Origin of the sequence: Sphingomonas faeni (genome assembly GCF_030817315.1) — a bacterium.
Classification (GTDB): domain Bacteria; phylum Pseudomonadota; class Alphaproteobacteria; order Sphingomonadales; family Sphingomonadaceae; genus Sphingomonas; species Sphingomonas faeni_C.
Genome location: NZ_JAUSZF010000004.1, coordinates 120,367 through 137,933, shown reverse-complemented (window position 1 = coordinate 137,933; position 17,567 = coordinate 120,367). Strand labels below are relative to the sequence as shown.

Genomic DNA, 17,567 nt, shown 5'->3' with positions numbered 1-17,567 from the left:
GGTTGATGCCAGCCAAGGATAGAGGGCGCGCAAGGTCGAGTCTCCGGCAGGCGTCCACGGACGCGGTCATCAGCGGCATAGCTGTATTTCTACAAACGGACAACCGTGTCCGCTTACATTCGACGCCAGCTTCAGCTAGCGCTGCCTGGGGAGATCGAGTGATGCGCAGTGACGCACGTTTACATCGAGAGACGCTGATCGCTGCGGCGGCACGCATCTTTGAGCGGGATGGCTATGACGTTCCGCTCAAAGTGGTGCTCGACGAAACGGGGCTAGGCCGGGGAACGCTCTATCGCCATTTCGGCGATCGCAGGGGCTTGATCGTCGCAGTGATGGAGCACGAACACGAGAAGCTCGCTGCGTTCGTCGACGAACATGCCGAATCTCCTAACCTCCTGATCGAGTTCGTGCGTCGGCAGGGCCGGCTGTCGATCCTCGCCCTCCCCTTCCTGCGAAGTTTCGATCGACAGGAGGTTCTAAAGCTGGTGGCCCCCTTGTCGGCGAGCGCCGATATCTTGAACGCGCGGGTGATGGACCAGGCAAAGCGGATGGGGATCGTCGACGCGCGTTTCGACGGAAGCGATCTACGACTGATTAACCGGATGCTGATCGCGGCCACCAGCGTCGACAGCCGTCAGGATGAAGGGCTCTTCGAGCGAGCAGTTAGGATCGTGCTTACTGGTGTCGCTCGCCTTTGATCGATCAGTTCGAGCGGTGGGCTGGTAAGAAGCTACTCGGTCACGGATGATCACCGGGGTGACCGAGAGGGCTCCTGGATGTATTCGATCACACCATGGATGCCGACCTAAACACCGAACCCAAGCGGCGTGCGCCTCGCCGCGACGCGCAGAAGCGACGCGAAGCATTGCTCAATGCCGCGACAACCTGTTTCGCCAACCAGGGCTACGACGTGCCGCTTGAGGCAATTGCGGATCAGGCCGGGGTCGGACGAGGCACGCTCTACCGCAACTTTCCGGACCGGCAGGCGCTGGCCATCGCCATCTTCTCGCGGGAGATCGATCAGATAGAGGCAAGGCTCGACCCTTCTGCCCCGCTTCAAGAAACCATTGGGGCAATGGTACGCGAGGGTGCCGCGACATCGTCGCTGTTCAGCCGCATCGCCGGCGAGTTCAAGCTGAACGACACGAACAGGGCCGCACTGGGATTGCTGCGTGAGAGACTGGAGCGTGCCGTCGAGCCCGTCGTGGTTCAGGCAAAGGCGCGTGGCCAGCTCGATGCGCGGGTCACGGCACGAGACGTAGTTCTCGCCACTCGAATGTTGGGCGGCCTCATCATGCCGTTCATGACCGACGCGGAGCTCACCGCGCAGATCGACGACGCGCTTCGCCTTCTTCTGCACGGGTTTCAGCCGCGCTGACGGCCGCGTCGCTCCAACCCAGCCCCAGCGCCTTATTGACGGCGATGTAGCTCTGGCTGAGTTGAGCCTTCGCCTGTGCGACCGCGATCGACGCTGACAGCTGCTGGCGTTCGGTATCGAGTTGATCAATCACTGTGGAGGTTCCGGCCGCCACCCGCTGGCGGTTGAGCGCCGCCGCTCTTGCGGCGCTTGCCTCGGCGCGGGCAAGCTGACCGAGTTGTGCGCGCGTGTTGCCGAACCGTGACAGCGCGTTCTCCGCGTCCTGCAGGGCCTCAAGCACCGTCCGCCGGTACGCCGCTTCCGCCTGATCACGTTGGGCCTCCGCGACGCGGGTGGCGGCACGGTTGCGGCCGAAGTCGAGGAACGACCAGCTCAGCATCGGCGCGGCAAGGGTGGTGAGATTGTCGAGGTCGAACATGTCCCCCGGTGAACTGCCTCCCAGGCCCAGCAGACCCAGGAACTGGATGCCCGGCAACTCCCGGGCCTTGTTGACGCCGATCCCGGCCGTGCGCGCGGCAAGCAGGCGTTCGGCCGAGCGGATGTCCGGCCGGTGCGCGATCAGGGCTGCCGGATCGCCGATCGGCACGGTGGCGGGCGGTAGCGGCACCGGAACGACGGCGCCCAGCGAGGCGTCCAGCACGCCGGGTGTCCGTCCCGTGAGGACCGCGAGTTGGTTCAGGTACTCGTCACGTTGAGCGCCTAGCGGGATGGCCTCGGCTTCCGTGTTTTCCAGTTGCCCTTGCAGGCGTTCGAGATCGAGCCGCGAAGCGGTACCCTGTACGAAGCGTTGGTGCGACAGTGCCAACTGCTGCTGCTGCAGTCTGGTCGAGGCGGCATTGAGGCGGACGCGCTCCTGCACGTCACGCAGGGAAACATAGACCTGCGCCACCTGCGCGGAGAGTGAAACTTGCGCGTCCGCCAAGTCAGCGAACCGTGCTTCCGTGGTGGCGCGCCCTTGCTCGACGCCGCGACGGAGGCCCCCGAAGAGGTCGAGTTCCCATGACGCGTTGAGGCCGACATTGTAAAAATTCAGGCTGGTGTCGCCACCACTGCTCTCCTGCCCGGCAGTGTCTCCGGCGCCTCCAAGACCGGCGCCGGGCACCTTGGCATGAAGATATGTGGCGTTCACACTGACGCTCGGCAACTGCCCGGTTTGCTGCTGACGAAGCTGCGCCTGCGCCTCGCGGATTCGGCCCACCGCCTCGTCGATCGTTGGGCTGTGCGCCAGCGCATCGTCGACAAGGTGGGTCAGCGTCGGATCGTTCAGTCCCTCCCACCAGCGCGCGAGCGCGGGCTTGGGCGTCAGCGTTTCGTCCGTGGCCCGGACGAAGGATCCGCGCGCCGTGGCGTCCGATGCGGTCGCAGGCGGCCCGGCATAGTTCGGACCAGTCGTGCACGCGCCAAGCAGGCTCAAGGAAAGGAGTAGGGGAGTGTATCGCATCAATGCACCATTGCCGGTTCGACGTTCTTGGGCAGGGGCTTCAGGAACAGCACCAGCGGCAGCGCGACGAACGTGACCATGCTCATGATCCAGAAGATGTCGTTGTACGTCATGGTCAGTGCCTGCGCCTGGATCTGCTGTGCCAGCAGCCGCAGCCCTGCGGTCTGATCGCCCGCGGTCTGCGCAAGGCCCCCGACATAGGTCTGCACCGATTGATTGTTAGCATTGAGCGACTCCTCCATTCGGCGTGAATGCAGCCACATTCGCTGTTCCTGCAGGATCGAGATGCCGGCGAGAGCGAAGCTGCCGCCAAGATTGCGGACCGCGTTGAACAGCCCCGACGCATCGCCGGCGTCCTCGGGCGGAACCGATCGCACCACCGCCTGGCTGAGGAACAGCATGCCCAGGATCTGACCGACTCCACGCATCAGCTGCGACACGGTGAAGTCGCTGCCGGTCGAGCTGGCGGTGAGGTTCGCGTCGAGCAGGGCGGACACGCCCATGATGAGCAGCCCGCTTGCCACCGCGATCCGAATGTCGACCTTGCGCAGCAGGAGCGGCACGATCGCCATCATGAACAGACTGGGCAGCCCCGACAGCAGCACCACCTTGCCCGATTGCAGCGCGTTGTAGCCCGCCAGCGCCGACAGGAACTGCGGGATCGCGTAGCTGGTGCCGTAGAGCACAATGCCAAGCACCACCCCCATCAGTGCCACCGACCCGAACTGGCGATCGAGCAGCAGCTTCAGCTTAATGATCGGCCGCCGCGCCGTGGCCTGCCCCCAGAATAGCAGGCCAAAGCCGATCAGCATCGTCAGGAACATGTAGCGGATCAGCTCGGACGCGAACCATTGCTCCCGCTGGCCGTCCTCCAGGAACACGGTGAGTCCCCCAAGACCAAGCGCAAGACCGGCGATGCCGAACCAGTCGGCTTGGACGAACAGGTGCAGCTTCGGCTTCTCGTGCGGCAGGCCGAGCAGGAGCAGGGCGATGAGAACCGCACAGATCGGCAGGTTGATGAAAAATGCGTAGTGCCAGCTGATGTTCTCGGTCAGCCAGCCACCCATTAGCGGCCCCAGCACTGGTCCCAGAATGGCGGTAACACCGAATGCGGCGATGCCGATTGGCTGCTGGCTAGGCGGCAGGCGCTGCGCGATGATCGTCTGCGCAGTCGGGATCATGGCCCCCCCGGTGAACCCCTGGCCTACGCGCCCGATGATCATCATCGACAGGCTGGTGGACAGGCCGCACACGACCGAAAAGACAGTGAACAGCCCAGCCGCGAGCAGCAGGAACGTGCGCAGCCCGAGCATCCGGTGGAGCCACGCCGCCATCGGGATCACAACGATTTCGGCGACGAGGTAGGAAGTCGCGATCCACGTTCCCTCGGTGCCACTTGCGCCGATCTCGCCCTGGATGGTGGGAAGCGCGGAATTGACGATCGAGATGTCGAGTGTCGCCATCAGCGCGCCGAGGGTGCCCGCCGCAACGGCCAGCCATGCGCCAAGATCCGCACGGGCGGGCGCGCCGGCCTGCGCCGGCGCCCTATCCACCGCTCTGGTCGCCACCTCAGCGGCTCCGTGCGCGCTGCTGGACCTGCTTCTGTTGATCGCGAATGGCATCAATTTCCTGCTTGGCCGCGATCGTGTCTACGGTCACCGTCACCGACAAGCCCGGAACCAGCAGGCGCCGCGCCGCGGGCGTCGCCTCAATCGACACGCGCACGGGCACGCGTTGTGTGATCTTGGTGAAGTTGCCGGTAGCGTTCTGCGGCGGCAGCAACGAGAATTGCGCGCCGGTCCCTGGCGCTAGGCTCTCGATCCGCCCCTTCAGTTCGACATCGTCCAGCGCATCGACGTGGATCGAGACCGGCTGGCCCGGGCGCATCAGCGCCAGCTGGGTCTCTTTGAAGTTTGCTCTGATGTAGAGCCGATCAAGCGGCACGATCGACATCAATCGCGTGCCCGCCTGGACATATTGACCGACCGTAACCGTCTTGTCGCCGACCCGTCCGCCTGTTGCCGCCGTCAGCACCGTTGCACCGACGTCGACGTTCGCGGAAGCCAGCTGCGCACGGGCGGCCTGGCCCTGTGGCCGCCCCTGCTCCACCTGGCTCTGCAGCGATCCCACCCGAAGCTGCTGCGCGGCGAGCGCGGCTTCCTGCGCCCGACGCTCCTGCGCCGACTGCCGCGCCGTCGCCTCGAGCCTGGCAAGCTGCTGGCGAGTTTCAGCGCCGGAGGCGGCCAGCGGGCGATAACGCGCGACCTCACTCGCATCGTAAGCAGCCTTCTCGCGCGCGGCGGCCAGCTGGGCTCGCGCCTGATCGATGGCCGCATATTGCTCGCGGATCTGAGCGCGGGCGGCATCGGCCTGCGCCGAAGCGATGGCAATCTGGGCCTGTGCCTGCGCCTCCTGCGCTCGCGCGTTGCGCGGATCGATGCGGACCAGCGGCTGGCCTGGTCGAACGTCCTGGTTCTCGGCGATCAGCACTGCTGCGACATAGCCCGCCACTCGCGGCGCGACCGTTACCGCGTCCGCCTGAATCGTCGCGTCGTTCGTTTCCTGAAGGTACTTGCCGTGGCTCTCGTAACGGATGAACCACATGACGCCGGCGACAAGCACCCCCGCCACGAGCACCAGCAAGATCAGCTTGGCACGACCGCTCAGCCGCCGCGACGGCTTCGCTGTAGCCTCCGGCTCGCCGGCGTCATTCTTGGGCTCCTGAGGTTCGAACCGCTGGTCGGTCATCGGCTGAATACTCGTTTTCTCGTTTGATGATGTCAGCGGCTCGCGCTCCGCGGCACCTAAGCGGGCATCGTGTCCACTTCAAGACACCTCCCGGACACAATGTCCGCTTATTGCGTTGTTTCACGGGCGGCTTGAAACGCTTTCACCACGGGCATTCGCTATGACATCCACTCTCTCTGCTCCGACACCTATGACAAACGGCGTCCTTTCGGCTGCCGAGTTCCAGGCGACGGTCCGGCCGGTGTTACCGATCCTGAAGCGCTATGCGCGCCGGCTTGCCAGCAACACCCCCGATGGCGACGATCTGGTGCAGGACACCCTAATGCGCGCCTGGTCGGCACGGTCGAGCTTCACGCCGGGCAGCAATCTCACTGCGTGGCTGATGCGTATCGCCCGTAATAGCTTCTTGTCAGAGCGCCGGCGCGCCGCGCGTCAGGTTCACTGGGAACCGGAGGCGATCGAGCGCACCCTGCTCATCCCACCCGATCAAGAGACCGCGATCTTCATGAGCGACCTTAACGCACTGCTTGGCGGCCTTCCCGAGCCGCAGCAGCAGGCTTTTGAGGCAGTGGTCGTGCAGGGGCTGACCTATGAAGAGGCAGCGCAGCAACTGAGCGTGCCGCAAAATACTCTAAAAAGCCGGGTGGCCCGTGCGCGCTCGGCGATCGTGCGCAGCATGAACCCGCCAGGTCGACCCTGTCCGCAGAATGTCTTGAGCGTACCTGGCGGACACTTGAGGGCCCTGTCCATTTACGAAGGATGGAAGCAATCAAACACGCGCCTGATCGGCAGTTCTGCGCAACAGTGCGCCTGATTAATCTTCCACGTTGATCGCGTGATGCTCGGGTGCGGCGCGCTGCTTTACGGCATGCTCTGAATACAAAAACAGCGACCGATCGCTCGGCCGCCGTTTCGTTATTCATTTAAGCTTCGGCTGAAGCTTAGCGGCACTTCACGTTGCCGCGGTCGACGGACCGGCCGAGCAATGCGCCGCCACCAGCACCCACCAGCGTGCCGAGCGTGCCGCCACCGATCAGGTTCGCCAGCGCGCCGCCGCCGAGTGCACCGATCACCAGACCGGTCGTGCCGTCGTTGCGCTTGCAATAAGCACGGCCATCCTTGCCACGATAAATTCGGTCGTTTCGACCAAGGCGACGCTCACGATAGTTGCCGTTCTGATAGCTGCGCGACGGATCCCAGTTGCGGTCATTGCCACGCCAGTTGCGATCGTTGCCGCGACGGTCGTTGTTGAAACGGCGGTCGTCGTGACGCTGTGCGGTTGCTGCCGTGGGCATCATCGTGGGGGTCACGACGGCGACGGACATCAGCGCGGCGATAAGATGCTTCTTCATGATTCACTCCCGATCTATGGGGGGTTAACTTGCATCATGGCGATAAAGTTCATTCCGGTGTGCCGGCATGTGAAGTTGGAGCCTGGGCTTGCACCGAGCCGTGCCGATCGATAGCCCTCGTCGCATGGAGGCAGAAGGCATCTATAGCGAGAATGGCTTTTGGGCATATTCAAGGACTTGTACCGGTTGAGGTGACCGATGTGTTCCTGCGCAGGTTGAAACTGGATCTCGGTTTGGCGCGTCGACCTGAGCGGTGTCACGCAGCATCCTAATCTGCTGAAACGTGCCGCGTTCGAGGTCTACGGCCGGCAATATGCGCCGATGCTGGAGTTCCTGTGGGGCTGACACGATCGTCAGCCAAATCGTCGGGCGCAGTCGGTTCAGTCCTCGGTGTGGCCGCCAAGCGCAGCGGTGCAGCAATGTTCGACAGCCGACATGACCTTGAGCTGGTCGAGGCTCAGATGCCCGGCATGGGCGATCCGGTACGCAGGACCGGCAGCACGGAAGATGTCGGCGACCCGAGTGAGGCGCGCACGATGGCTCAACCGGGGGTGGCTTGTGCGCGACCTCCGACACGCGGAGGCCCGCGCCGTACGCGACCCCCAGCGCCGCTCGGTACTTGATGCCCGGCGCCGCCTCGAGCAGCCGCGCCATTTCCTCGACGCTGAGCACGTCGGGCAGCTTGCGGGGACGAGCCGCTAGGACCAGTTTGCGCGACAGGTCGGGCCGGTCGAGCGTCACGTCAAACAGGAACCGCAGCGCCGATACTGTGGCGCCGATGACGGATGCCCCAACACCGTGCCCGCGCTGGTGAAGCTGGAAACGTCGTACGTCCTCGACGGTCGCGGTCTCCGGAGAGCGTAGCAGGAAAGCCGTGAGGCGCGAACGTGGCGAACATAGTCGTGCTGGGTACGCGACCGCATTGAGCGCATCGCCATGTCGTCGAGCATGCGCTGACGCAGCGGGGTAACGGGTGTTTCGGCCGGTAGAGTCGCCATGGGGCGTTCCTCTCGTTGAAGGAACTCCGTCGTCTGCCGCCGCTGCCGCAGGACCAAACCTCAGCACAAGCGTGCTACCTCACCGCCACCACCACTGCCGCGCAGCGGCTCGTGCTCTGGGTCAAGCCGGCATGATGGGCAAGATCGCGCTGACAACGGTCGTAGAGCGTTGACGACAAGTTGCCTAGGAATGCCTCACTAGCGGGTACTAAACTAACAGCTAGCCGTAAAGCCGTTCGTCCCACCATATTGGCTCAGCCAGATCATACGTTATCCCTTTTGCATCGGCATGGGCGGGATGAATGATGATGTTTCTTTCTAGCCGAGCCGGGATCGAGGGTACCAACAGCAAGGCCGTGCGCTGCTCCTCGTACCATTTGTCGCCGTAAACCTTGCAGATCCCCTCATCCTTACCATCCCATCCGGGATATGACGCGGGCTGAAAGACTTCGTAGCTGGTACCATTGGGTATGGTGATGCGGATATAGTGTTGATTAGGCGGCAGCACGCTGTTCGAGTGAACCAGCTTTTCCAGCATTGCTGTCGAATAATGCTCAGATGTGTAGATCACGGGGCTGGCAGAAGTGTTCCACCGCCCAGGATACAAGCGGGCGCCCTCGCTGTCGTAAATCGGGTGCGCGCCGTCTGGATCACCTATTCGGAAGGCCGTGAGAACACGATCAGTCCTAGCGCTTTTCACGCACCACCACCGTAGGCCGCCCGCCCTAGTAGATTGATCACGAGGTCAGCGCCGGGACCAGTGGCGAGGGCAACATCCAGAGGTGGCTTGCCGTCCAACATGGCATGGGGGCGGCTCAGGAACTCGCGCGCCTTTTCTGGTGCCTTGTAGATATCAAGTGCGAAGCTGAACACCTTGGCGAGACGGGCAAGCCGATCGCCTTCCTCACTGGTGAGACGCTTGGAGGGCGATTTACGGCGACGCTCCAGCGTGGCCTTCGAAATTAGCCGAAATTTGAATCGCGCGTCGTCGGGCGCGACGACATCAGCGAGCCGATCGAGCGCAGACACGGGCAGGCCGCTCTCGATCGAGTAGGCGAGCGCGAGCCGCGAAGCCTGACGGCCGGCGTTGACGCCCAAAAGCGTCTCGATCGATGCGGGTTGCGTAGCCATAGCCTACTCCGTTTCAGTTGATGCACATTTGCGCCTCAACTGATCGTGAAACAAGGGCCGGCTCCGTCCTTCATGCAAATATCTTCTGCTGATCAATTCCTATCAGCCAATGGAGATGTCAGGCAGGGGCAAAGTCATTTTGCTGGGCCAATGGCATGCCATCGAAGCCGCGCTTCCTGGTTTTGCGCGAGTGACCTTCGCCCAAACATTGAGATTTCCCAATGTCATGGAAAATACGAACAGGCGGCGGCTAGCTTTGAGGTGCCGTGCGTTACCCTCCTGAAGCGGCCTCCTGTTGAGGTTTAGCAAATAGGACCATGAAATGGGCGAATTCACCGACAAGGCCTCGGCAGCAGGCAATAAGATCGCAGGCAAGGCAAAGGAGCTGTTCGGCGAGGCAACGAACAATGCTGAACTCGAAGCCGAAGGCGAGGCGCAGCAGCTCAAAGGCACAGGCCAGGACGTCAAGGGTAGCGTAAAAGGCGCGCTCAACGACAAAATTTGACGCCGATCAATAAACTACGGTCGTCGAGCAATCGACGGCCGTAGACCAGGTATCTCGATGCAGCCATTCTGGGTGTATATATGTTAATGAATAACGGTCTTTGGACCATCGATATATCAGCAGGCGCCAAGAAGATTGAAGCTCAACTTATACAACTTGTCGAGCAACTCGACGAACTTGGCATTCTCCGCCCCGATTTATCGGCGTCGGCAGCGAACGACAACTAGGACTGTCTGCCTTTTAACGGGGAGTTGAGTGATGAGTCCTCAAGGTTTCTGGCCAACGGGAAACTTGATCATAACCATCAGCCCCGGTCGGTTGTCCAGCAATTCCATCGTTCCGCCATGGGCCGCCGTTATCGCAGCGACCAAGTTTAATCCTAAGCCGTGACCCTTGTCTGTTCCGCGCGCTAGCTTCGAAAATCGCTGTACGGCACGTTCTCGATCATACTCCGCGATGCCTGGCCCATCGTCTGCGATCGTCAGGATCGTTTGGGCCTCCGTTCGCGTCAGACCGAGGTTGATGACGCTGCCTTCCGGGGTATGCCGCAGCGCGTTCTCAAGCAGATTGACGACTATCTGCGCCAGCAGTTCGGTGTCACCGATCAGTGTAGTGTCGCCGTCGATCTGACATGAAAGGCTGCGGCCGCTGTCCTGCGCTACGAGAATGTAACTATCGGCAAGCAATGATACCGTTGCGCTCAAATCGACACGGTGGAAATAGGCGTGCAATGCCCCGGACTCGATCTCCGCAATACGCAGAAGTGCTGCAAATAAGGACAGAATGGCATCGATGTCGGCGATCGACCGATCTATCTGCCTCGCCTCTTCACTGTCCTCCTCCGCTTTTGCAAGCGCCTGCTCGAAGCGAAGACGCAGCCGCATGATTGGCGTTCGTAGGTCGTGGGCGATGTCGCTTGAGACGTGTCTCAGGTTTTCAATAAGGGCTGCGTTACGATCCAGCATGCTGTTGAGCGTCGTCGCGAGTTGGTCGAATTCGTCCTGCCGGTCACTGACCGCGATCCGTTGATCAAGATCCCCTTCGGTAACGGACCTTGCTGCGCGCGTGACCGATCCCAGCCGAGCGCGGATCGTACGTCCGAACAACGCTCCGCCTGCCAAGCCGATAGCTAGCATGATGCAAAAGCCGGCCAAGAACAGGGACAAAAGCGTGTTGCGCATCTCTTCTGCAGGGGCAAGCTCCGTAGCGACGGTCAGACGTGCACCGTCGCGAAGCATCGCAGTCTGCGCTCTGGCTGCGTGCTGCTCTCCATCGGGATCGCGAAACTGGATGTTGGCCCAGCCAAGGCCGGGCGGCATCGTCGCAAGCTCGCCGCCAAGTCGGCGTCCATCGCTCCCGACAAGCAGATAGCCGAAGTTGTTGACGCCGCGGTCGTCCCTGCGTCGAAGCGCCCACTTCATCGCAGGAGCGCCGCCCTTTCCGGCGACCGTGAGAAGACTTTGCACTTCAGCCGCGATTTCTTCGTCCAGTTGTTCGATGACGATGCGTTTGCCGATCAGATCGGCTCCGATCCCCAGAGCAAGCGTCGCCAGAGTGAAGCAGCCGATGAAGAAAAGCGTGATCTGGCGTGCGGTTCGCGCAGTCTCAACCATCTGCGCGCAGGCTGTAGCCGATCCCTCGCACGGTGCGGATCGCGTCGATATCAAAACCTGCGTTCAGTTTCTGGCGCAGTCGGCTCATATGGGTCTCGACGATGTTTGTCTGCGGATCGAAATGCAGATGCCATACCTTTTCGAGCAGCATTGTCCTTGATACCGTCTTGCCATTCTGGCTCACGAGCCGCTCTAGCAGCTCGAACTCGCGGGGCTGCAGCACGACACGCCGGTCTTCTCGCCATACTTCGCGCCGCAGACGATCGATCCGAATACTCCCGAAGCTTGCCACCTCCTGCTGCTTGGTGCCGCGTCGAAGAAGCGCTTCGATCCGCGCGACCAGTTCGGCGACGGCGAACGGCTTAACCAGATAATCGTCAGCGCCGGCGCGAAGCCCGGTGACGCGATCCTCGATCGAACCAAGTGCTGTAAGCAACAAGACGGGCCCGATATAACCACTGGATCGGGCGGTTTGCACGACCGCGATGCCATCCATGTCGGGCAGCATACGATCCACGATCATCAAGTCAGGTGCGGCGCGAAGGAGGCTTGCGACACCGCCTTGTCCGCTTCCTTCGGGCGACACGTCGTGTCCCTCGGCGGTCAAGGCTCGACAGATGCTCTCGGCAGCGTCTGCGTCGTCTTCGATCAGCAACACTCGCACAGCCGGGCACCTTCAACGCTCTACGTTATCCAGACCATCCTTACCGTGATCGGCATGCGTTGCTGCCAAGGAAAGATTGATAATGCCCAACCTTTGGGACTCTTATTGTAGGTCCGGGGCTTGCTGGCTAGTCGCTGGCGCGATCAGCTTGGCAGCACTGGGCCACCAGCTTGGTCCTTGCCGGGAACCTGATGCCGTCGTTCGCAGTGTATCTCGCTTGGAGTGAATGTCTTGGACGGCGTGATCACCGAAGCGACGATCTTCATCGTCCGTCATTCCTGGTGGGCCGGACCCGTCATTGGCGTTCTCGCATTCTGCGAGTCCCTCGTGCTGATCGGCGTGTTGATCCCCGCCACCGCGTTGATGATGGCGGTCGGCGGAATGATCGCCACAGGGATGCTCGATCCCATCCCCATGTGTCCTGCGCGATCATCGGCGCGGTGCTGGGTGACTGGCTCTCGTTCGAACTCGGCCGATGGATCGGTCCTTCCGCATTTCGACGCTGGCCGCTCAATCGATATCGCCACGCCGCTGCCCGAGCGCGTCTCTTCTTACGCCGCTACGGCGCCGTTTCCGTCCTTTTTGGCCGCTTCCTCGGACCAGTGCGCGCTACCGTACCGCTTGTCGCGGGCCTGATGGGCATGCGGCAGCGCTCGTTCCAGATCGCCAACATTGTGTCCGCGGTTATCTGGGTGCCGGCGCTGTTCGCGCCCGGATATCGCGGCACGGTCGCTTGGTGGGGCGAGAGGCACTGACAGAGATCCATGTCGTTCTGTTCGGCCTTTGTATTGCAGCCGTCACCATAGCCGGAGGTGTCATAGGTGCTAAAGCCGTTGGTGGAGGCGTCAAGAGCCGAGAGCGACGTCGCTCGGCACGAATAATTCGACAATCACTCTAAACTTTCGCCGAGAAATCTTGGCCTACATCACTAGGATTCCTGAACGTCATGGCTGCCAACAGTTCGAAGACTGTGATCTTCGCCGCGCTTGCCGGTAATGCTGCAATTGCGATCACCAAGTTCGTTGCCGCCTGGTTCACGGGGTCGTCGGCCATGCTGTCGGAAGGCGTTCATTCGCTAGTCGACACGGGCAACCAGATCCTGTTGCTCTACGGGATCAAGCAGGCGGCAAAGCCAGCGACGCCGGACCATCCCTTCGGTCATGGTCTACGTCTCTATTTTTGGGCCTTCGTTGTTGCAATCCTGATTTTCGGACTGGGTGCCGGCATCTCGATCTACCAGGGCATAGACAAGATCCAGACCCCGCACGCCGTCGAGAACGCATGGATCAACTACCTCGTGCTTACGCTCGGACTGGTCTTCGAAGGCGGCGTCTGGTGGGTCGCGCTGCGTGCGTTTCGGAAGGAGAAGGGTTCGGGCAGCTGGATCGAGGCCATTCGCGCAAGCAAGGATCCGACGATCTTTACCGTGTTGTTCGAGGACTCCGCTGCTCTGCTGGGACTCTTGACGGCAATGCTAGGGATCTTCCTGTCGCAGGCGCTCGGAATGCCTTGGCTCGATGGTGCCGCATCGATCGTCATCGGGCTGATCCTCGCAGTCACTGCCGCGTTCCTCGCCTACGAATGTCAGAGCCTTCTGACTGGGGAAGGGAGTTCGCCCGACCGTACGTAACAGCATACGCGCGATCGCGTCCTCCGGCGAGGGCGTCCTGCGCGTCAACGAACTGCTGACCATGCACTTCGGGCCGAACGACGTGCTCGTGGCAGTCAGTCTGGACTTCAGCGATGGCCTGCGCGCCTCAGGCGTCGAGGCGACCGTCAGCGCGCTCGAACGCGCGATCAAGCAGACCCATCCCGAAGTGACGCGTGTCTTCATCGAAGCGCAGAGCTTCGAAGCGCACCGGCGCGACGCGGCGATCACCGCCGCCAACGTCGCGGCTAATGAGGCATGACCTGGTTCGAAGCGGCCCTGCTCGGGCTGATTCAGGGGCTGACGGAGTTCCTGCCCGTATCGTCCAGCGCGCATCTACGGATCGCGAGTCTGTTCATGAACGACGGCGCGGACCCTGGTGCGGCGTTCACGGCCATCAGCCAGATCGGCACCGAAGCCGCGGTGCTGGTGTATTTTCGCCGGGATATCTGGAGGATCGGGGCCGCGTGGTTCACCTCGCTACCACATGGTCGAGCAACGCTGTCGCCGGATGCCCGAATGGGTTGGTTGGTCCTGCTTGGTACTGTGCCTATCTCCGTCGCGGGCCTGCTCTTCCGGCACGCTATCGAAACGTCGCTTCGTAACCTGTACCTGACCGCCACGATGCTCATCGTCTTCGGATTGGTCCTCGCGGTGGCGGATATCGTCGGAAGAAAGACGCGTATCCTCGATAGCATGACATGGCGCGACGGCGTCGTGCTTGGCTTTGCCCAGGCGATGGCGCTGATACCCGGCGTTTCGCGGTCCGGAGGGACGATCAGCGCCGGCCTAGCGCTGGGCTATACCCGGGCAGCAGCGGCGCGCTACTCGTTCCTGCTTGCAATACCTGCCGTGCTGCTATCGGGTTTTTACCAGCTGATCGCCAGCCGCGAACTGACTGGTGGTCCATCGTGGACGTGTCTCGCGATCGCCACGCTCACGGCGTTCGTCGTCGGTTACGGCGTGATCATCGCGTTCCTGCGGATCGTATCGTCGCGCAGCTACATGCCTTTCGTCGTGTACCGTATCCTTGCCGGAACGGCGTTGCTTGGTCTGCTCTCACTGGGGTACATACCCGCAACGTGATCGAGGCCGTACTGGTCTAAGGGTGGCCTTCGGGCTTGCCGTCGTACTGCGCGAACATTGATATCTCCCAATCTTTGCCCGCGTAACGCTCCCGTCCCGAATATGTCGCGCAATTGTCATCTAGCGCTCACACTTGCTCCGACCGACAAGACGCGACGGTCGTTCAGGCCCGACGCGTTGCAGATCGCAATGGGGCTCAGGACATATGAACACGCTTCGCCGCGCGCTTTCGCGCGCCAGCTATCTTGCATTGGGCATTGCCTTTCTCGCGCCGGCCATGGCTGTTGCCAGCGAGATCGTCGGTACGGTATCAGATGGTACGGGCACGCGCACATTGCAGGGTGCTGCACTGCGGATCGTCGAACTCAACCGCGTCGCCGAAGCAGGGCGTGACGGGAGCTTCCGCTTCGCCGACGTGCCTGCGGGTACCTATACGATTGAAGCTCGTTACATCAACGCGGCGCCGTCGCGAACCACAGTGACTGTTGCCGACACCGGCGCGGCGCGTGCCGATATCGTAATGGGATCGTTGTCGGATCAGAACATCATCGTCGTGGGCCAAGCGGCCAACGTGTCGAGCAGCCTCTCTCGGCAACGATCGGCCGATGGGGTCGAGAGCGTCCTGACCCGCGACGCGATCGGACAGTTTCCCGATCAGAATGTCGCGGAGTCGCTGCGACGCCTGCCCGGCGTCAACATCCTGAACGATCAGGGCGAAGGCCGGTTCGTGTCGGTGCGCGGTCTCGATCCCGAACTGAATGCCGCGTCGATCAACGGCACGCGTGTACCAGCGCCGGAAAGCGACGTGCGCTCGGTCGCGCTCGACGTGATCCCGGCCGAACTGATCGAGTCGATCGAAGTGAAGAAATCGCTGACCCCGGACATGGACGGCGACACGATCGGCGCCTCGATCGAGATCAACACGACAAGCGCGTTCGATCGGAAGAAGGACCTGTTCTCGGTCAAACTCGAAGGCAGCTACAACGACTATGCCGACGCACTGACCCCCAAGGCGAGCTTCGACTTCTCGAAACGCCTGACGGACAATTTCGGCATTGCCGGTGGCATCAGCTATTACCGGCGCAAGTTCGAGACCGACAACGTCGAAGCGTCGGGCTGGGACGTCAACGACGACGGCATCGCCTATGTCGAGGAAGTACAGTATCGCGACTATGACGTGGAGCGAAAGCGCCTGGGTAGTTCGCTCACGCTCGACTGGCGGCCGAGCGACACGACGAAGCTCTATGCGCGCGGACTCTACAGCCAGTTCAGCGATCACGAGTACCGCGGCGATCTGACGTTCATCTTCGACGAGCCCGCCGCTTCCGGCACCGCGACCTCTGCGGCGTTCACCGATGCCGATGGCCGCATCGAAGTCCGTCGGGGCATGAAGGACCGCTTTGAGAAGCAGCGCATCGGTTCGCTCACGCTTGGCGGCGAAACCGTTACCGGTCCCTGGAAGTTCGTGTACTCCGGCGCCTATTCGAAGGCTTCGGAGAAGGAGAGCGGCTCGCTCGATCCGACCCGGTTTCGCACCCGCTTCGACGGCGATGGCGTCGACGTGAACTTCGATTATTCAAATCCACGCCTGCCGCTGTACACGATCACCAGCGGCGCCGATCTCGTCAACGATCCTAAGCAATACGCCTTCAACCGGGTGGAACGGACCGCACTGTCGGACTCGCAGGATCGAGAGTTCACGCTGCGCGGCGACGTCTTGCGCGAATTTGCGGCGGATGGCGGGACGTTTACGGTGCAGGCCGGCACGAAGCTGCGCTGGCGCAAGAAGAGCTACGACTTCGATATGGAGTATTTCGGCGGGTATGACGGCGATTACACGCTGGCCGATGTACTCGGCAAGCAGACCTACCGTTTCACCGACCTCGGCCCGGTGGTCGATCGAAACGCTCCTCGCGATTTCTTCAACGCGAACCGGTCGCTATTCGAACTCGATCCGATTGAGACCGCGCTGAACTCCGCATCGTCGGACTATGCGATCGATGAAGACGTCCAGGCCGGCTATGCGCTTGGCCGTTGGGACAGCCAGCAGGTGCGCGTCATTGGCGGCCTGCGCGTCGAGCGTACGCGCAATGACATTCGCGCCGCGCTGACCGCAACCGACGGCGATGACGTCGTCATCACGCCCAACCGGTTTCGGCGGGACTATACCGACGTACTGCCGAGCCTGACCGTGCGCTACGAGCCGGCTAAGGACGTCGTTCTGCGGCTTGGCGGGTCGAAAAGCCTTGTCCGTCCCAAACTATCCAACCTGGCACCGCGCTTCCTGCTGAACGAGGATGCCGAAGCGGAGTTCGGAAACCCGAACCTCAAGCCTTACCGGTCCTGGAACGGAGATCTCTCGGCGGAATGGTATTTTGGGAACAGCGCTGCACTGACCGCCGGCGTGTTCTGGAAGTCGATCAAGGACTTCGTCGTCGAGCAACGCGACTTCGAGCCCGGTTCGGCCTACGGCATCGACTATACCGAGGCGGTCACCTTCGTGAATGGCGAGACGGCGACGGTGAAGGGCATCGAACTGTCGTACAACCAGGCACTCACGTTCCTGCCCGCTCCATTCGACGGCCTGCTGCTCAACGCAAACTACACCTATACCGATGCAACCGGCACCGTGTTCACTGGCGGCGACAGAACCGATCCCCGCCGGATCGCGTTGCCTTCGGCATCGAAGAATACGTTCAATGTCGTACTGGGTTATGAAAAGGGACCGATATCCTTGCGCGCGGCGGGTACCTACCGTGACAAGTATCTCGACGAGGTGGGCGGATCCGCCAACGAGGATCGTATCGTCAACGATCACTTCCAGCTCGACCTGTCCGCCAAGTTTCGAGTCCTGCCCCGCACGCGGCTGTTCGCGGAATGGATCAACGTCACGGACGCGCCCTACTACGCCTACCAGAACTTCGCCGGGTCACAGCGCCTGCTGCAATACGAGAAGTATAACTGGACCGCCAAGTTCGGCGTGATGGCCAGCTTCTGAGCGAC

The 17,567-nt window shown here is 61.9% G+C and carries 17 protein-coding genes and 1 pseudogene; 9 read left to right on the top strand and 9 right to left on the bottom strand.

What is annotated here, in order from left to right:
• The first annotated feature begins 161 nt into the window (after window positions 1-161).
• Together QFZ54_RS18715 and QFZ54_RS18710 are read left to right on the top strand one after the other, a co-directional pair.
• Complete coding sequence (locus QFZ54_RS18715; RefSeq protein WP_307090001.1) at window positions 162-698, top strand: TetR/AcrR family transcriptional regulator; 537 nt, start codon at window positions 162-164, stop codon at window positions 696-698.
• Window positions 699-793: 95 nt separating this feature from the next.
• Window positions 794-1,378: a TetR/AcrR family transcriptional regulator gene (locus tag QFZ54_RS18710; protein ID WP_307089999.1), complete on the top strand. Its 585-nt coding sequence runs from the start codon at window positions 794-796 to the stop codon at window positions 1,376-1,378.
• Here QFZ54_RS18710 and QFZ54_RS18705 read toward each other — a convergent pair.
• Genes QFZ54_RS18705 through QFZ54_RS18695 form a run of 3 tightly spaced genes read right to left on the bottom strand, consistent with a single transcriptional unit; the run spans window position 1,320 to window position 5,567 of the window.
• The gene (locus tag QFZ54_RS18705) at window positions 1,320-2,819 is read right to left on the bottom strand and encodes an efflux transporter outer membrane subunit (protein WP_307089997.1); all 1,500 of its coding nucleotides are present in this window, start codon (window positions 2,817-2,819) and stop codon (window positions 1,320-1,322) included. The two genes, QFZ54_RS18710 and QFZ54_RS18705, sit on opposite strands and share 59 nt — an antisense overlap.
• Window positions 2,819-4,441, bottom strand: coding sequence for an MDR family MFS transporter (locus QFZ54_RS18700; RefSeq protein WP_373458639.1), 1,623 nt, complete (start codon window positions 4,439-4,441; stop codon window positions 2,819-2,821). Before QFZ54_RS18700 ends, QFZ54_RS18705 begins: the two co-directional genes overlap by 1 nt.
• Complete coding sequence (locus QFZ54_RS18695; protein WP_307089993.1) at window positions 4,389-5,567, bottom strand: HlyD family secretion protein; 1,179 nt, start codon at window positions 5,565-5,567, stop codon at window positions 4,389-4,391. Before QFZ54_RS18695 ends, QFZ54_RS18700 begins: the two co-directional genes overlap by 53 nt.
• A gap of 190 nt (window positions 5,568-5,757) precedes the next feature.
• On the opposite strand from QFZ54_RS18695, the gene QFZ54_RS18690 reads away from it, so the two are divergent.
• A complete protein-coding gene (locus QFZ54_RS18690) occupies window positions 5,758-6,381 on the top strand; it encodes an RNA polymerase sigma factor (RefSeq protein ID WP_307089991.1) in 624 nt (207 codons plus the stop codon).
• 127 nt (window positions 6,382-6,508) lie between these two features.
• Here QFZ54_RS18690 and QFZ54_RS18685 read toward each other — a convergent pair whose 3' ends face one another.
• The 4 genes and pseudogenes from QFZ54_RS18685 to QFZ54_RS18670 all read right to left on the bottom strand — a co-directional run bounded on the left by QFZ54_RS18685 (window position 6,509) and on the right by QFZ54_RS18670 (window position 9,048).
• Window positions 6,509-6,919 carry a glycine zipper 2TM domain-containing protein gene (locus QFZ54_RS18685; RefSeq protein WP_307089989.1) on the bottom strand — a complete coding sequence of 137 codons (411 nt, stop codon included), beginning with the start codon at window positions 6,917-6,919 and terminating at the stop codon, window positions 6,509-6,511.
• Between the two features lie 386 nt (window positions 6,920-7,305).
• Window positions 7,306-7,464, bottom strand: a pseudogene (locus tag QFZ54_RS18680) (IS91 family transposase); the annotation flags it as partial.
• 673 nt (window positions 7,465-8,137) lie between these two features.
• Window positions 8,138-8,617, bottom strand: a complete 480-nt coding sequence (locus tag QFZ54_RS18675; RefSeq protein ID WP_307089987.1) for an RES family NAD+ phosphorylase — start codon at window positions 8,615-8,617, stop codon at window positions 8,138-8,140.
• Entirely contained in the window at window positions 8,614-9,048 is a 435-nt protein-coding gene (locus QFZ54_RS18670) for an antitoxin Xre-like helix-turn-helix domain-containing protein (protein ID WP_307089985.1), read from the bottom strand. Before QFZ54_RS18670 ends, QFZ54_RS18675 begins: the two co-directional genes overlap by 4 nt.
• Window positions 9,049-9,370: 322 nt before the next feature.
• Between QFZ54_RS18670 and QFZ54_RS18665 the strand changes: the two genes are divergently transcribed.
• Window positions 9,371-9,553: a CsbD family protein gene (locus QFZ54_RS18665; RefSeq protein ID WP_307089983.1), complete on the top strand. Its 183-nt coding sequence runs from the start codon at window positions 9,371-9,373 to the stop codon at window positions 9,551-9,553.
• Between the two features lie 266 nt (window positions 9,554-9,819).
• Here the strand turns inward: QFZ54_RS18665 and QFZ54_RS18660 are convergent, their stop codons facing one another.
• Both QFZ54_RS18660 and QFZ54_RS18655 read right to left on the bottom strand, forming a co-directional pair.
• Complete coding sequence (locus tag QFZ54_RS18660; RefSeq protein WP_307089981.1) at window positions 9,820-11,166, bottom strand: sensor histidine kinase; 1,347 nt, start codon at window positions 11,164-11,166, stop codon at window positions 9,820-9,822.
• Entirely contained in the window at window positions 11,159-11,824 is a 666-nt protein-coding gene (locus QFZ54_RS18655) for a response regulator transcription factor (protein WP_307089980.1), read from the bottom strand. The genes QFZ54_RS18660 and QFZ54_RS18655 overlap by 8 nt, the downstream gene beginning before the upstream one ends.
• A 197-nt stretch (window positions 11,825-12,021) precedes the next feature.
• On the opposite strand from QFZ54_RS18655, the gene QFZ54_RS18650 reads away from it, so the two are divergent.
• The 5 genes from QFZ54_RS18650 (at window position 12,022) to QFZ54_RS18630 (ending at window position 17,562) form a co-directional block, all read left to right on the top strand.
• On the top strand, window positions 12,022-12,585 hold the full coding sequence (locus QFZ54_RS18650; RefSeq protein ID WP_307089978.1) for a DedA family protein: 564 nt from the start codon (window positions 12,022-12,024) through the stop codon (window positions 12,583-12,585).
• Window positions 12,586-12,776: 191 nt separating this feature from the next.
• The gene (locus tag QFZ54_RS18645; protein ID WP_307089976.1) at window positions 12,777-13,460 is read left to right on the top strand and encodes a cation diffusion facilitator family transporter; all 684 of its coding nucleotides are present in this window, start codon (window positions 12,777-12,779) and stop codon (window positions 13,458-13,460) included.
• A gap of 61 nt (window positions 13,461-13,521) precedes the next feature.
• Window positions 13,522-13,740 (top strand): hypothetical protein, encoded by a 219-nt coding sequence (locus QFZ54_RS18640; protein WP_444965524.1) that lies wholly within the window; start codon window positions 13,522-13,524, stop codon window positions 13,738-13,740.
• Window positions 13,737-14,564 carry an undecaprenyl-diphosphate phosphatase gene (locus tag QFZ54_RS18635; protein ID WP_307089974.1) on the top strand — a complete coding sequence of 276 codons (828 nt, stop codon included), beginning with the start codon at window positions 13,737-13,739 and terminating at the stop codon, window positions 14,562-14,564. The genes QFZ54_RS18640 and QFZ54_RS18635 overlap by 4 nt, the downstream gene beginning before the upstream one ends.
• Window positions 14,565-14,769: 205 nt before the next feature.
• Window positions 14,770-17,562, top strand: coding sequence for a TonB-dependent receptor (locus QFZ54_RS18630; protein ID WP_307089972.1), 2,793 nt, complete (start codon window positions 14,770-14,772; stop codon window positions 17,560-17,562).
• Window positions 17,563-17,567: the final 5 nt, after the last annotated feature.